Source organism: Moorena sp. SIO4G3 (assembly GCF_010692305.1).
GTDB classification, from domain to species: domain Bacteria; phylum Cyanobacteriota; class Cyanobacteriia; order Cyanobacteriales; family Coleofasciculaceae; genus Moorena; species Moorena producens_A.
This window is the reverse complement of record NZ_JAAHIG010000028.1, coordinates 20,362-35,307: the sequence shown is the minus strand read 5'-3', so window position 1 is coordinate 35,307 and position 14,946 is coordinate 20,362. Positions and strand designations below refer to the sequence as shown.

General features: G+C 43.7%; 11 protein-coding genes. 9 read left to right on the top strand and 2 right to left on the bottom strand.

What is annotated here, in order from left to right:
- Positions 1–186 (top strand): hypothetical protein (locus F6J99_RS07740; RefSeq protein WP_293112427.1); only part of this gene is annotated, 186 nt, incomplete at its 5' end.
- 21 nt (positions 187–207) lie between these two features.
- Entirely contained in the window at positions 208–1,842 is a 1,635-nt protein-coding gene (locus F6J99_RS07735) for a pentapeptide repeat-containing protein (RefSeq protein ID WP_293112426.1), read from the top strand.
- A gap of 116 nt (positions 1,843–1,958) precedes the next feature.
- On the opposite strand, the gene F6J99_RS07730 is transcribed toward F6J99_RS07735, so the two are convergent.
- The gene (locus F6J99_RS07730; RefSeq protein WP_293112425.1) at positions 1,959–2,150 is read right to left on the bottom strand and encodes a hypothetical protein; all 192 of its coding nucleotides are present in this window, start codon (positions 2,148–2,150) and stop codon (positions 1,959–1,961) included.
- Between the two features lie 363 nt (positions 2,151–2,513).
- Between F6J99_RS07730 and F6J99_RS07725 the strand changes: the two genes are divergently transcribed.
- From F6J99_RS07725 to F6J99_RS07705, 5 genes are all read left to right on the top strand, one after another.
- On the top strand, positions 2,514–2,969 hold the full coding sequence (locus F6J99_RS07725; RefSeq protein WP_293112424.1) for a DUF6335 family protein: 456 nt from the start codon (positions 2,514–2,516) through the stop codon (positions 2,967–2,969).
- Positions 2,970–3,366: 397 nt separating this feature from the next.
- Complete coding sequence (locus tag F6J99_RS07720; RefSeq protein ID WP_293112423.1) at positions 3,367–4,170, top strand: excalibur calcium-binding domain-containing protein; 804 nt, start codon at positions 3,367–3,369, stop codon at positions 4,168–4,170.
- Between the two features lie 425 nt (positions 4,171–4,595).
- Positions 4,596–5,765 (top strand): transposase, encoded by a 1,170-nt coding sequence (locus F6J99_RS07715; protein ID WP_293112422.1) that lies wholly within the window; start codon positions 4,596–4,598, stop codon positions 5,763–5,765.
- A gap of 147 nt (positions 5,766–5,912) precedes the next feature.
- The gene (locus tag F6J99_RS07710) at positions 5,913–11,705 is read left to right on the top strand and encodes an alpha-2-macroglobulin (RefSeq protein WP_293112421.1); all 5,793 of its coding nucleotides are present in this window, start codon (positions 5,913–5,915) and stop codon (positions 11,703–11,705) included.
- 95 nt (positions 11,706–11,800) lie between these two features.
- The gene (locus tag F6J99_RS07705; RefSeq protein ID WP_293112420.1) at positions 11,801–12,691 is read left to right on the top strand and encodes a hypothetical protein; all 891 of its coding nucleotides are present in this window, start codon (positions 11,801–11,803) and stop codon (positions 12,689–12,691) included.
- A 252-nt stretch (positions 12,692–12,943) separates the two neighbouring features.
- Here F6J99_RS07705 and F6J99_RS07700 read toward each other — a convergent pair whose 3' ends face one another.
- Positions 12,944–13,189, bottom strand: a complete 246-nt coding sequence (locus F6J99_RS07700) for a hypothetical protein (RefSeq protein ID WP_293112419.1) — start codon at positions 13,187–13,189, stop codon at positions 12,944–12,946.
- A gap of 21 nt (positions 13,190–13,210) precedes the next feature.
- On the opposite strand from F6J99_RS07700, the gene F6J99_RS07695 reads away from it, so the two are divergent.
- Together F6J99_RS07695 and F6J99_RS07690 are read left to right on the top strand one after the other, a co-directional pair.
- A complete protein-coding gene (locus F6J99_RS07695; RefSeq protein ID WP_293112418.1) occupies positions 13,211–13,708 on the top strand; it encodes an IS607 family transposase in 498 nt (165 codons plus the stop codon).
- Positions 13,709–13,842: 134 nt separating this feature from the next.
- Positions 13,843–14,946, top strand: a complete 1,104-nt coding sequence (locus F6J99_RS07690) for a transposase (RefSeq protein WP_293112417.1) — start codon at positions 13,843–13,845, stop codon at positions 14,944–14,946.

The window sequence follows — 14,946 nt, the reverse complement described above, 5'->3', positions numbered from 1 at the left end:
TATTCCCTATTCCCTATTCCCTATTCCCTATTCCCTATTCCCTATTCCCTATTCCCTATTCCCTATTCCCTATTCCCTATTCCCTATTCCCTATTCCCTATTCCCTATTCCCTATTCCCTGTTCCCTGTTCCCTGTTCCCTGTTCCCATCAATCTTATATTTACATCTCAAATTAAAATGCTATAGTTATGCTAAATCAGCAAGACCATGACAGAGTTTAGCCAGGGTAATAAAAATAAAAAACTAACTATCGCCGCCTCTTCAAAAGGTGTCGAAACAGCGAAAAAGGCTTTAGATAAGCTAGGGTTTGAGTTAAAAAGTAACTTTCCCAAGTCACAAGGAATAAGTCGCTATACAGTGAGCAAGTTTTTTAAATCAGAGCCCATTCAGCTTGACTTATTTAAACGGATATGCGAGGGATTGAATCTAGATTGGAAAGAAATTGCGGGAATAGCAGAAGAAAACTCATCAGAACAGCTAAACAAAAATGATGGCAGTAGCTCAGAGCTGGTGCAGGGTGTAGAGCCAAGTCAACCCCTGACGCACCAAGAGACTGTAATCCAGAGACAAAGTGAAACAATTAAAGCTGTTCTGGTTTTAGAAGGAGATATAAATTCAGTTCAACCTTCAAAACTGATTGAATCTATTTTACAAGAATCTTCAGGATACACGATCAACATTATTAATATTAAACCAAGCAGCTTAATCCTAGAGGGGTCTCAAGAAGCTATCGAACGGCTTGAAGCTCGGATAAAATCAGAAGACCTAAAAGAATTAAGCGGTTTTCCTATTAAAGAGATTCAAATTTTTAACGAAAGGTTAGATGATGAAGACAATAGCAAGCTTGATCATAAATGGTGTCTAGTGCAAGAGATTGCCAGGGGTGGAGCTGTGGGTCGAGATTTGAGGGGTGCGAACCTCAGTGATACGGACCTCAGTGATACGAAGCTCAGTGGTGCTAACCTATGTGATGCGGACTTGAGGGGTGCAGACCTGAGTGGTGCAGACTTGAGTGGTGCGGACTTCAATGATGCTGACCTTAGTCGTGCGGACTTCAGTAGTGCTAACCTGATTCGTGCTAACTTGATTCGTGCTAACTTGATTCGTGCTGACCTCAGTGGTGTTAACCTGATTGGTGGCAACCTCGGTAATGCTAACCTCACCAATGCCAACTTCAGTAGTGCCAATCTTAGTGGTGCCAATCTTAGTGGTGCCGACCTCAGTGGTACCGACTTCAGTAATGCCAACTTCAGTGGTGCGAACCTCAGTAATGCCAACCTCAGTAATGCCAATCTCAGTAGTGCGAACCTCAGGGGTACTGAGCTGAGTGGTGCCAACCTCAGTGGTGCCTCTCTGTATAGTGCCAACCTCAGTGGTGCCAACCTTAGTGGTGCCAACCTCAGTAATGGCAAGCTGATTTATAGCAATCTTAGGGGTACTGAGCTGAGTGGTGCCAACCTCAGTGGTGCCAACCTCAGGGCTGCCTCTCTGTATAGTGCCAACCTCAGTGGTGCCAACCTCAGGGATGCCTCTCTGTATAGTGCCAACCTCAGTGGTGCCAACCTTAGTGGTGCCAACCTGAGTCTTGCCCACTTGTGTCCTGTCAGGGTGTCTGGTACCAATTTTAGTGCTGCAAACCTCAGTGGCGCTAACCTTGGTGGTGCCTACTTGTATCGTGCTAACCTTATAGGTACCGATCTCAGTAGTGCCAACCTCAGTGGTGCCGATCTCAGTAGTGCCAACCTCAGTGATGCTAAAGTCAAGAATGCCCGATTCGCATATATTGTAGGAATTGATGAATCCACTAAGCTTAAGCTAATTAAAAGAGGAGCAATTTTTTAGAAATTTCCAGGTGAACCCTCTGAAATTAGTTCTTGACAAATTACCAGTTATGTGTCTTAAAAAAGAGCGATCGCATAATCTACATAACTGGTAATTCGTCTGATCATTTATCTGTATTAAAAAAGAGCGATCGCATAACTTACATAACTGGTAATTAGTCTAAAGGTAGGTGAACCTAAAGGATAAATCCTAATTTTAAATTCTTCAGCTAGGGTTTCAACAAAGCGACCCATCACTTTTTTATAAAGTTCATGTTCAGGGTAAGGAGCCATGATTTCTAGGTTGCTACGATTGTAGGTAGGGTGCATCTCATTTTTACGGTTTGATCCGGTGGTGCGTTACGGGACGGGCTGTCTCAACACTGGGAAAGATTTGGAAAATCAGGGCTAGCCCCTCCCTAACGCACCCTACGCCATTTCTCTTCTTTTTTACAAATATGAGATGCACCCTTGTAGCTAAGGCGTAAGCAGCGATAAGTTTACAATTTATTGAGTAATGTTTAATAGTGTTGCTAACTGATAGCATAGCGTTATATTCCTTATAATAATGGGGTAATGGTAGTGATGGTGATGGGGAGAGTGCTTGTTAATTTTAATTATTTTAGCAGTACAATTTAAGTAGAAGGAGACTAGTTATGAATCAAGCAATGACACTAATCAGGAGTAACAAGCATGAAAGATTACAAGAACAACGATGTAGTCAACTCTTATGAAATTCTGAAACGAGAGGAAGGGTATACTGACAACCGTAATACAGAAGAAGTCTTGTTAGCAGACCTGACTGGAATAGAAGACCCTGACCGGATTTTTGAGGGTGTAGTTGACCGTGACACTGGGATGGGACGCACCTTGGAGAAATTGAGAACTAGCAAACTATCCGGTGGCAATGTCACCGGTGGCGATATTTACGATAATTGGTATCAGGCTGAAGTAGTGGGTGAAGAAGCAGTTGGAGGAGAAACGCCCACTCCTGACCAAAATGTAACTGAAGACTTGCTGGAGTCCATGGGAATTTCTTCAGTTGATGGTGAAGCTGTGCAAACTCGAGACAAGTTAGAGGTTCGCGACCACCTCCGCTGGGAGTTGAACCCTGAATCTTCTGAAGATTATTCCCAACACTTGAAGTAAGGTGTTGTTGGCAACGGATGGCTTAACGGATGTGAGGGATAGGGAGAGGGATTGATGGTTTTTTGGGAATCGATTAGTTTGGGAATTGATTAGTTTGGGACTATCGGGACTTAACCAATAAAAAACCTGTAAAAGAGGGGATATTTGCTGGCAACTTTACTTTTCCCCTCTAGTTCAATCCCGATAAATCAGACAACTACCACAAATTCAAGAAGGAAACAATGATTATTTATAAAAAAAATATGTAATTTTATGACGGATTAGGTGGTATTTATATACTTCATTTGTAGTATATAATTGGGTTGATAAATTGGACAAATTCACGTAAAGTATTGAAAGTAATCTCAATCATAGAATAGTGAAAAAAAATTTACTGAGAAGCTTTCAATCTTTTTTGATGACAGTTCTGTTGATGCTACTATCGGCAGCATCACTGACTAGTTACCCCGATATAGCCCTAGCCCAAACAGAGCCTAACCTCTCCATCCCTGGTTCTGAGGTTGAAATCCTACATCCAACTGCTTTTGTTAACGTAAATAAAGGCTTGTTCACACCTAATTATGGAGCTGTAGTTAACATTTTCAATGGAAATGGACTGACTGGTAGCGGCACGGAACTGGATAAAATCCACGTAGCTGGAGGAAATCCAGCTAACTTTCTCTCAGCTAGTCTAAAAAATGGTGCAACGGCAGCTGATGTCAACTTTGACTTTGACTTTGGCAGCCCAGTCGTATTGAATACACTAGCCCTATGGAATTACAATGCTTTCAATACAACGGCAACTAATCGGGGTATCAAAGATTTTCTCTTAGTTCTTTCTAACAACGCAGATTTTTGTGATCCAGTTTTTGAATCTTCAACCCTAACTCTGCCTAAAGGACCTGCAACCAAGATTCCCGCTACTATCTTCTCTTTTCCTGATGTGAAAGCTCAGTTTGCCAGAATCGATGTTCTCTCCAACTATGGACCGGCAAGTCTGATTGGCTTATCTGAGGTTCGTTTTGCCAAGATAGTTAGTAAAACAACATCTAAGCCGCCTTCTGCTCCACAACCTGAATTTCCCGATTGCGTGAATTCAGATTGCAATTGTTCAGATTTCAGTACTCAAGCTGAAGCCCAACAGGTGCTTGATGGCTTTCCCGGCGACCCCCACCGGCTAGACCGTGATAAAGATGGTATCGCTTGTGAGTCACTGCCGTAAACAAAGTGATTGTATTTTGGGTTTTCGGGAGTTTCACAGTGACTTAATGTGATCCGGAGGCACCCCACCAACAAGCCCTAACTTACTACACCAGCACTACCCCGACGAGTTAACGGGGGGTTTGGGGGGCTATAAGCCCGCGCGCGAAATCTTTGATTTTGCGTTGGGATACATTGACAACCCAAGCCAATTGAACCCCTCGATGGGGTGATAATTGGCGGGTGCATCTCATCTTTGTAAAAAACAAGGGAAGTGCCGGAAGTGTCGGAAGCCTGGGGATTTTATGGAGGGTGGGTAGTCTAGGCAGTGTGGGAATTTTATTAGAATTTTTGTCTAATTGCATGCATTGAGATGCACCCTAATTGGCAATCGGATAAATAGTCTAACAAGACGGCAATATTTGTTAGACTATTTCTATGGAAAGCATGACTTACACATATCGCATTCATCCAGATATCGACCAAGAAGCAAAGATGCTTGATTGGCTCGAACAATGTCGGCGTGTTTATAATTACGCACTGCGACAACGAAAAGACTGGATCAATAGCCGTAAGTGTAGAGTTGACGCTTGTAGTCTCAGACAGGAATATATTATCTCTGCTGAAGAACCATATCCTGACTACTACAAACAACAGAACGCACTGACAGTCGCCAAGAAAAGCATTCGTGAATTTCAGGCTGTACATTCTCAAGTCCTTCAAGATGCTCTCAAGAGACTTGATAGAGCATTTAAGATCAGACAACAGAGACAGTTTGGGTTTCCACGCTTCAAGAAGGTTGGACGTTATCGTTCGTTTGTATTCCCTCAGTTCAAATCGAATCCGATTATTGGGTGGCAAATCAAACTACCTAAGATTGGTAAGATGCCGATTGTTCTGCATCGAGCTATTCCAAAAGGATTTGTTATCAAGCAGGTTCGAGTCCTGATGAAAGCTTCGGGGTGGTATGCTCAACTGATTTTGCACTCTGACATATCTATCCCCGATCCGATGCCTCATGGTCACCCCTTGGGTATTGATTGGGGGATTTCCAGTTTTGTCGCTACCAGCCAAGGTGAATTGATTGATAATCCTCGGTTCTACATTCAGTCTCAAAGCAAGCTTAAATGGCTGCAACGCAGATTGAGTAAGAAACAAAAAGGAAGTAAATCTTATCAAGCTTTGACACACAAAATATCTTTGCTGCACGAAAAGATTGGTAATCAGCGAAAAGATTTTCACTACAAAGTTAGCCATCATCTTTGCCGTCAGGCAGGAATGATCTTTGCTGAAGATTTGAACATTTTGGGATTGAGCAAAGGTATGCTTGCCAAGCACGTCTTGGATAGTGCGCCTGGTCAATTCTTGAATATCTTGGATTGGGTTTGTCGCAAGACTGGGACTTACTATCAAAAAGTTGATGCTAAAGGCAGTAGTCAACTTTGTCCTGAATGTGGGGCTGATGTGCCTAAAGACTTGAGTGTCAGAATACATAGTTGTCCAGAATGTCATATCGTCATGCCTCGCGATGTGGCTAGTGGGAAAATCATCGTAAATAGAGGTATGGCAGCCGTTGAAGGTCTAGCGGTCAAGCTGGGTGTGGAGGAAGAATCGTAGGATTCCCAATGAAGCACCAAGTTCTCGATGCAAGTTGAGAAGCACACGCTATATTACGTAGCTATAGCGAAGTAATTAGCGTTGGGAGTATGTCACGGAAACTTCGCACAATCCTGCCAAATTCAAAAATCTGAGCTTTAATCGAAAATGGAAGCTCCAAGAGGAAAATCTAGGCACGCCATGGTGGGTAGGGTAATTAAAACAGCCATAGGGTTATTACTGGGATTATCTCTGATCCTAGGTATAATAAGCTGTGATAGCGCTAAACTAACGTCAGGGTTTCAACCCTTACCAGCAGTTGCTCCCCTACCGATGCCTCAAATCCCAGAGTGGATTGAGCAAATTAGTCCCATCGGCATGGCTGAGCCCCTTTCCCAGATTCGGATTCGCTTCAAAGACCCCCTGATTCCCGTTGAACGCTTAGGAAGTCCAAATCAGCGGGAAATATTACAGAAATTTGAAATCATACCCCCTATCCCTGGGCAATTTCGTTTCTTAACCCCACGGATGGTAGGATTCCAAGCTGACCAAGCTCTGCCTCTAGCCGCTCGTGTCCAAGTTACCCTCAAAGCAGGATTAGCTGACCTAAACAATCATAGTCTAGAACAAGACTTAGCCTGGACTTTCAATACTGCCCCGATCCAGTTAACCAATTTGCCAGCAACTCAGAGGAATCCAGAAGCGGAACCAGAACCGATTGCTCTGGAGCCTAAGTTACAGTTTACCTCCAATACTCAATTGGATCTGGCTTCAGTAAACGAGCACTTGACCATGACACCGAAAGGTCAGACTCAGAGTGTCAAGCTAGATGTAGCCCTTAAGGAACAAGCAGATGTTTCCTCAGAGTATAGGCAACCCGCTCAGGAATTTAACCCTTCGTTGCGGCCATGGATTTATACGATCACCCCTAAGCAACCCCTAACTAAAGCTACCGATTACAAATTAGCCTTTGCCCCTGGTGTGCGTCCCGCTCGCGGCAATATCCCTACCGAAACCGCTTTCGTTAGTCAAGTCAAAACCTTTGACCCCTTGACCTATCAGGAAACCACCTTTTACGGACAGCCAGAGGCGGGAGGCGCTTATGGACGGTTTGTAAAAGGCGCAGCTCGGTTGGAATTTAATAATGGTTTGTTGGCCTCTTCTGCCATGGAGCATATTACGGTTGAGCCTGCTCCCAAGGAAGCTCCCAAATTGGTGCAAGCTTATGATGGCAATCGATTCGTTAACCTTAATCCTTGGGCATTAGAAGCAGAAACTACCTATACTGTTACTCTCGGTGCTAATCTCACTGACCAATTTGGGCAAACCTTGGGTGAACCTGTAACCTTTAAGTACGAAACAGGGGATTTAGCAGGGGATATATGGGCTCCCTCGGATTTGCATATCTTTCCCTCTACCCTAAAACGCAATTCCGAGTCCCTACAGTTGAATATTTCTACGGTCAATTTACCGCAACCAGAGTATAAAGCGGCTTATCGCATCGTTCAACCTACTGACTTGGTCTATAAAGATTCCGCTTATCCCAGTGGCAAGAGCAATGATTTATTACCGAACCCAAGTCAATGGGAGCGTTTCCGGGTATCGGGGAAGAAAAATAAAACCAATAATATCGCGGTTTCCCTGAGGAAACGACTGGGAGGTCCAACGGGAATGTTGGCCTATGGAGTGCAAGCCAAAACCTATCGCTATCAAGATGGGAATGGAAATCAAAAGTGGTGGGAACCAAAGTATTATGGCATGGTGCAGCTGACCAATTTGGGAGTGTTTGCGCAATGGTTTCCTGATTCCGGTTTGGTGCAAGTGAATCATCTGTCCAATGGCTCACCAGCAGCAGCAACGGTAGAGATATATAAGTCTGAGCTGAATGCTTCCTATCGAGGGTCACCAAAACCCTGTGCGATCGCAAAAACTGACAGAACTGGCACCATCGCCCTAAACAGCCAGGCTCTACGGCAATGTATGAATGGGGCAACGCGCTTCACTAAAGGTCCGCAATTACTGGTAATAGCTAAAGAAGGCAAAGATTGGGCATTTACTCGAACCACTGAATATAGTGGGTATTATGGCTACGGGATTTATTCAGACTGGGACAATGGTAAACCCAAATCCCGAGGGACTATTTTCTCAGACAGACAGCTTTACCAACCAGGAGAAAAGGCTTGGTTCACCGCAGCAGCCTATTATCTGGAAAAAGATAACCTCACCCAAGACAAAAATGCATCTTATCAGGTCACGCTGGTAGAACCCAATGGTAAGAAGACAGACTTAGGCACTAAGAAAACTAATGAATTTGGTACCTTCTCCCTAGAATTACCCCTGAAAGAGAATCAACCCCTAGGTTTCTATACCGTTCAGGCCAGGGGAAGCAATGGCAGAGAAATCTCAGGTGGTTTCCGAGTAGCTGAGTTTAATCCTCCTAATTTTAAAGTTGATCTTACCCTTGCTCAAAAATTTGCTAACATGGGCGAGAAGGTGGACGCTAATGTCCAAGGAAATTATTGGTTTGGTTCAAATGTAGATGGGGGCAAGGTGGCTTATTACGTCACTCGAACCCCCGTCTACTTTACTCCAGAAGGATGGGAAGAGTTTTCCTTTGGTCAGCAGTGGTTTTGGCCACAGGAAAGACCGCAAGTTACCAGTGATGTCCTGCAAACTAATCAAACCTTAAGTGAGTCTGGGGAAAGTAGTCTAACTATTCCGGTGACGAAAGACCTGCCCTATCCCATGACTTACCGGGTAGATGCCCAAGTTACCGATGTATCGAATCTGTCGGTATCCGATTCTAAAACATTTACAGCTTTACCTAGCGATAAACTAATTGGATTAAAAGGGGATTGGGTGGCGGATGCCGGAAAACCATTCCCTGTAGACGTGATTGTTACTGACCCCACCGGTAAAGTGGTCAAAGGACAATCAGTGCGCCTGGAACTGCAAGAGATCAAATACAGCAGTGTCACCCAGGTCTTGGCAGGGAGTCAGCGAGAAAAGAATCAGGTAGAATACAAAACCGTGAAAGAGGTAACTGTCCGTTCCGGTAGTAGTCCCAAATCCATTAAGCTCACTCCCCCCTCATCCGGTTCTTATCGAATTCGCGCTAATTTTGCTAAGGCTAAAAATGACTTAGCAGCAACAGACTTACAAATTTGGGCAACCGGTGGAAACGCAGTGTACTGGGGGTCTCGCTATGATAACTCTCGCCTGGATATCAAACTAGACAAAGATAGCTATAAGCCTGGGGAAACAGCCACAGCCTTGATTCAATCTCCCTATGCCGAAGGGGAATTGTATTTTTCAGTAGTTCGCAACAATACCCTCTATCGCAAAGTAGTCAAAATTAAAGGGGGTGCCCCAGAGATTAAGTTCAAAGTGACTCCGGAGATGGTACCTAATGCCGCAGTAGAAGCAGTAGTAGTGCGCCAAGGTAAACCCCTATCCCAAGTGGAGCCGGGGAGTGTAGAAAATCTGGTGCGGATTGGTTTTGCTCCCTTTAATACCAGCTTGGATGATAACTATCTCAAGGTAACAGAGACATTGCAGTCTAAGTCCATTGAACCTGGTGCTAAGCAAACCGTGGAATTAGCATTGCAAAATTCTAAGGGTAAACCGGTAAAGGGACAGTTTACGGTGATGGTTGTCAATGAAGCTATCTTGCAACTGAGTGGCTACCAAGTACCGGATTTAGTAGAGACCGTGTATGCTCAGCAAGATATTTCCACTCGCTTCAGTGATAACCGTCCTAAGGTGGTGCTAGAAAAGCTAGCGATGCGAATGATGGAAAAAGGCTGGGGCTATGGTGGAGGAAAGTCTTCTGGGGCAGCTAGTACTCGGATTCGCACGGAATTCAAACCCTTAGCCTACTACAATGGTTCTCTAGTAACAGATGCCAATGGTAAAGCCAGGGTAACCTTTAAACTACCAGATAACTTAACCACTTGGCGGGTGATGGCAGTAGCAACAGATGGCAACCTACACTTTGGTAATGGCCAGGCTACCTTTATCACCACCAAGCGGCTGATGGCTAATCCAGTATTACCTCAATTTGCTCGTCCAGGCGATCGCTTTAAAGCTGGTATATCGCTAATTAATAATACTGGGCAAACGGGAGATTTACAGATTAATGGACAACTGACCGGTGCCGTTCAGTTTGATGATGGTAAAGGGCCTACGCTGAATCAAAAAACCTCAGCCAAGACCGGAACCAGTGGTTATCGTTTTCCGATGGTAGCCAATAACTTGGATAAAGCTAAAGTCAAGTTTACGACTAAGCTCAATGGTAATCAGGATGGGTTTGAAGTACCTTTAGCTGTTAAACCGGTTGACATTACTGAGCAAGTGGTGGAATCGGGAGTAACTAGGACTCAAGTAAAAATCCCAGTGAATATAGCTAGTAACGTGGTACCTGACAGCGGAGGGTTAGAGATTTCCCTGGCTAGCACTCTGATTCCTGAGATTACTGCTCCGGCTAAGCAAGTCTTGGATAACGAAGACTTACCCTTCTTAGAACCGGTAGCAAGTAAATTAGCGATCGCATCCAATTTGGAAATACTCGGCAAACAATATGGTCAGACCTTTGCTGAGTTTAACCCTAGCCAACAAGGCACTGACGCTATCAAACAGTTACAGAAACTCCAGCGACCAGATGGTGGCTTTGCCAGATGGCCCGGACAAAAATCCTCAGACCCCTTCGTGTCTCCCTATGCTGCTACTGCTCTAGCTCGGGCTAAAGCAGCAGGATTATCAGTAGATGCTGGGATGGTGAGCCGTCTCCAGAACTACTTGCAGAAAATATTGGCAAATCCTGGTCAATATGATTATTGCAAGAGCGTAGTGTGTAAGAGTAAGGTGCGATTAGAAGCACTGATGGGGTTAGCAGAACTTGGTCAGACCCGCAGTGACTTCCTAGGATACCTTTATGAACAGAGCAGTAACTTCGACCGGGTCACTCAGATTAAATTAGCGCGTTACTTATTACAGTTTCCTCAGTGGCGGAGCCAAGCCCAAACTCTAGTCAATCAGTTTCAGGAAAGCATCTATCAAACTGGGCGTTCAGCTCGGATCAACTTACCCCAAAGCTGGCGTTGGCTGGATTCTTCTACTACTGCACAAGCTCAAGCCTTGCGTTTATTTATTGCCCAAAAGAGCTCAGCCGAGGTTCGCAGTAAACTATTACAAGGGTTATTAGAGTTACGGCGAGACGGCACTTGGCAAACTAGCTACGATAATGCCCAAGCCTTGAGTGCCTTAGTAGACTATAGTCGATTACAGCCTACACCCCCCAGCTTTGGCGCAACGGTGCAACTAGCAGGGAAAAAACTTGGCTCAGCCCAGTTCCAGGGGTATCAGAAACCTAGTCAATCGATTCAGGTTACCATGGATAATTTACCCCGAGGTCGCCATGACCTGATTCTCAAAAAATCTGGTTCAGGGACTCTACACTACTTAACCAGCTATCGTTATCGCTTACAAGGGAATCAACCCGGTCGGTTTAATGGATTACGAGTAAACAAGACCATACGTCCGGCTAATCAGGAAAAGGTGTTGCGAAAGATTGGACTGTATGCTCTCAAAGACCCATTAACAGTACCAGCAGGACAAGTTTTTGATATTGGCGTTGAGGTGATTACCGATCATCCAGTGGATCATGTGGTGATCGAAGATCTCTTACCAGCTGGCTTAGAAGCAGTTGATACTAGTTTCCAAACTGCTACCCCTTACTTCCAAGCTCAACAGGATAGCTGGCAAATCGATTATCAGAAAATCCATCGCGATCGCATTGTCGCTTATGCCGATCGATTAGAAGCTGGTGTCTATAATTTGCATTATCTAGTGCGCTCAGTTACACCAGGAACCTATTTATGGCCCCCTGCCCAAGCACACCTCAACTATGCCCCAGAAGAATTTGGCAGGTCGGCTTCCTCTACCTTAGTGATTAATGATTAATTATTAGTTAATTATTAATTGTTAATTGCTAATTACCATTTTGCTTTTGCCTTCAATTGACAACTTAATACTTATTGAATACCCTTTTAAAGTTGATGGTACTAAATCCATATCCGAATCAAAAACCGAATCCCAATAAAAAACCATATGTCCGCCCCTTGGAGGTCAAGCTAATGTTAGAGTTTAATAAAACTTCACCTATCGACATCGATAAAGGAAATTCTACAACAACTAATAATCATGAAACCATTGAAACCGTTGTGAAAACGGACAATCAGGAAACTAAGCCAATAGGCTTAACTCAGCCAAAATTTTGGTCGAAGCCACTGATTGGACATATCGCCATAACGTCTGTATTGGTTTTACTGATTACTGTAGGAGTCATCTTTCTGTATTCCTTAGGTAACTATCAAACTCAAAAGTGGTTGTTACCTCCAACAGAAACAGTTGCGTATACTGAAACCATCCCTGATGCTGCTCCCCTTGAACAAGAAAGAATTGGTGCCCAAATTCAAGAAATTCAAGCGCGAGACCAAAGACATTTTAAAATGATGACATTCTTCTACAACAATTACTATATGTCTAAGTTAATGACTTATGGTACAGCAATTGTAGCAGGAATTTGTTTACTCTTTATTATTCGTTCAGGTTGGAATAGTACTCACCCTTATGTGATTAATATCTTCGTAGTGGTTTCAGCATCAGCTATTCTGTTTGGAAATCTTCCTGGATTATTCCGGTATGAGGACAGTATTGTTAATAACAAACAGTTATACCTGAACTATGCATCTCTAAAGAATGAGGTAAGTAGCTACTTGGTGACAGGTCAAGATATCGATGGCAATCCTATAGAAATGAAGTACTTTATTAATCACATTGATAAGGAATTAAGTCGATTAAATCGACTGCCAATTGGGTTTGAGAGAACTAGACTTTTAGATTATCCGACTTCATATAGTAGCTCTCAATTAGATCAGGGCCTTTAGTCCTGGGTTATAGGGAGTAGGGAGTAGGGAGTAGGGAGTAGGGAGTAGGGAGGTAGCTTGCTTATGGGGCGACCCTCATGAGCAACTGCATCAAGACTACTATTGTATAATCAACAAGGTCTAAAAGCTAGGTCGCTTATATAGTATTTGTTTTAGCCTATTTCCTTACCCCCTCAAGCTTGAGGATGAAGATTCTAAGACGAACAATGAGCAATGTATTATTGAGACTTGTGCTCAGAATAATTAATTAATTCAAGTTATCGGCAGGTGAATAATTTGGTCTTGATATTCCTGCTCATAAGAACATTGTCCAATTATAATTAACTCTTCAATATTTTGACCAATGCTCAAATTGGAGTTTAAGATAAAAATTCCTGGGACATGATGACTTTGGGCAATGTGGTCAGTATTTTGACCAATGCTCAAATTGGAGTTTAAGATAAAAATTCCTGGGACATGATGACTTTGGGAAATGTGGTCAGTTAAATGTACGGGCATGATAAGTAATTATCAAAAATTTTGACTTTCTTTGCTATACTTTTATGTATGGCAGAACAAAGACGGCATAAGATAACTGAAGCGGCTAAGATTCTGGGGGTAAACCCTTGGACTCTGAGGCGCAAGGTGTACAAGAACCAAATTACCTACATCAAAGAGGAAACGGGTCGGGTGTACATTCCCGCTTGGTGGGTTTCCCAACAGGCGGGAGATAAAACTAAGTTATCAGATACTCGCACTTGGATATACGCACGAGAGTCATCCTCGGAAAATAAGGCAGCGATGGAGTCACAAATTGATGGATTGACTCGGTATGCCACGGCCAAAGGATATCGAATTGTATCAATAACCAAAGAATTTGCTTCTGGGTTAAACGACAACCGGAAAAAACTGCACAAGTTATTCGCTGCGTCAGAAGAGTTTGATGTATTACTGGTAGAAAATAAAGATAGACTGACTCGATTTGGTTTTAGATGGTTTGAGTCCTTGGCTCCCTTTTGGATAGAAGTGATCAACTGAGCCGATAACTGCACGAACGACTTGATGGAAGATTTAGTGGCTATTCTCACATCATTTGCCGCTCGACTATACCGGCAAAATCGGGGACGGAAAAAAACGCTTGCAGCGATTAAGACATTAGAGGAGACGGAATAATGGCATCAAGAAAAAACAAGAACTTGATGAAGCGCACAGCCAGAGTTTACCTGAATGACTTGAATGTGGGAAAATCCGAGATTGTGCGTCAATTCTTGTTTCAATGCCATGATGTCATGCAGTACTTTGTTGACCTGTTTTGGCAGCGAAAAGACTTTTCCGGGAAGCTAGGTGACTTACCCACTGTCCACAGGGCAAGAGAGCGATTTGGCATCACGACCCGCTTGGGACAAGCCCTTGCCAAACAAGCTAGCGAATGCGTGAGTTCTCAACGAAAAAAGAACAAAAAGCGTAAACCGCAACTCAGATGGCATACCGTCACCTTGTTTTACCACTTCGTCACCATTGAACCCTTTAAAAAAAAGGGCTTTGATTGGTGCGTCAAACTGATGGGTTCTGGTGCGCCCAAGTTAGTTATCCCGCTCAAGTCCACCTCAGTAATCAATCAACGGTTAGCTCAGGGATGGCAAATATCTAAAACTATCCGCATGGGATTGAAGAAAGGGCGAGTATGGATTGATTTTATCTTTGAGAAAGTTCGACCTCCCTTGAAAACATCAGGTCAGGTAGTTGGGATGGATTCTAACTACAAAAACGGCGTCGTCTTCAGTGACTCACAGGTAGTTGGACAAAGTATTTATCAACGGATTCAGGAGTTTAAAAAGCGTCAAAAACATACCCACGCCGAAATTAAATCGATGTTGGGTCAGACCCTGAAAAATGTTGATTGGTCTTCTATAAAAGTTCTCAGTATTGAGGACTTGAAGAAGGTTAAACACGGTAAACGGGGGACGTTCTCCCGGGTGTTTAACAGGCGGTTGTCCCATTGGCTTTATCGTACTTTGGTGCAGTGGTTGGAGAGAAAGTGTGAGGAGGAGGGGATTCAGCTAGTGGTGAAAGACCCCTTTAAGACTTCGCAGTTCTGTTCGAGCTGCAACAGATGGGACAGACGAAACCGAAAAGGTGAAAGGTTTAAGTGTGTCCATTGTGGCTACCTTGCCCATGCTGACCACAATGCGGCGTACAACCTAGAGCTTTTAGGTGTGGCGGGAGTTTATGGTCTCCGTTCCTACTTAAATTCAAAAATTCAAAGTTTTGAATAA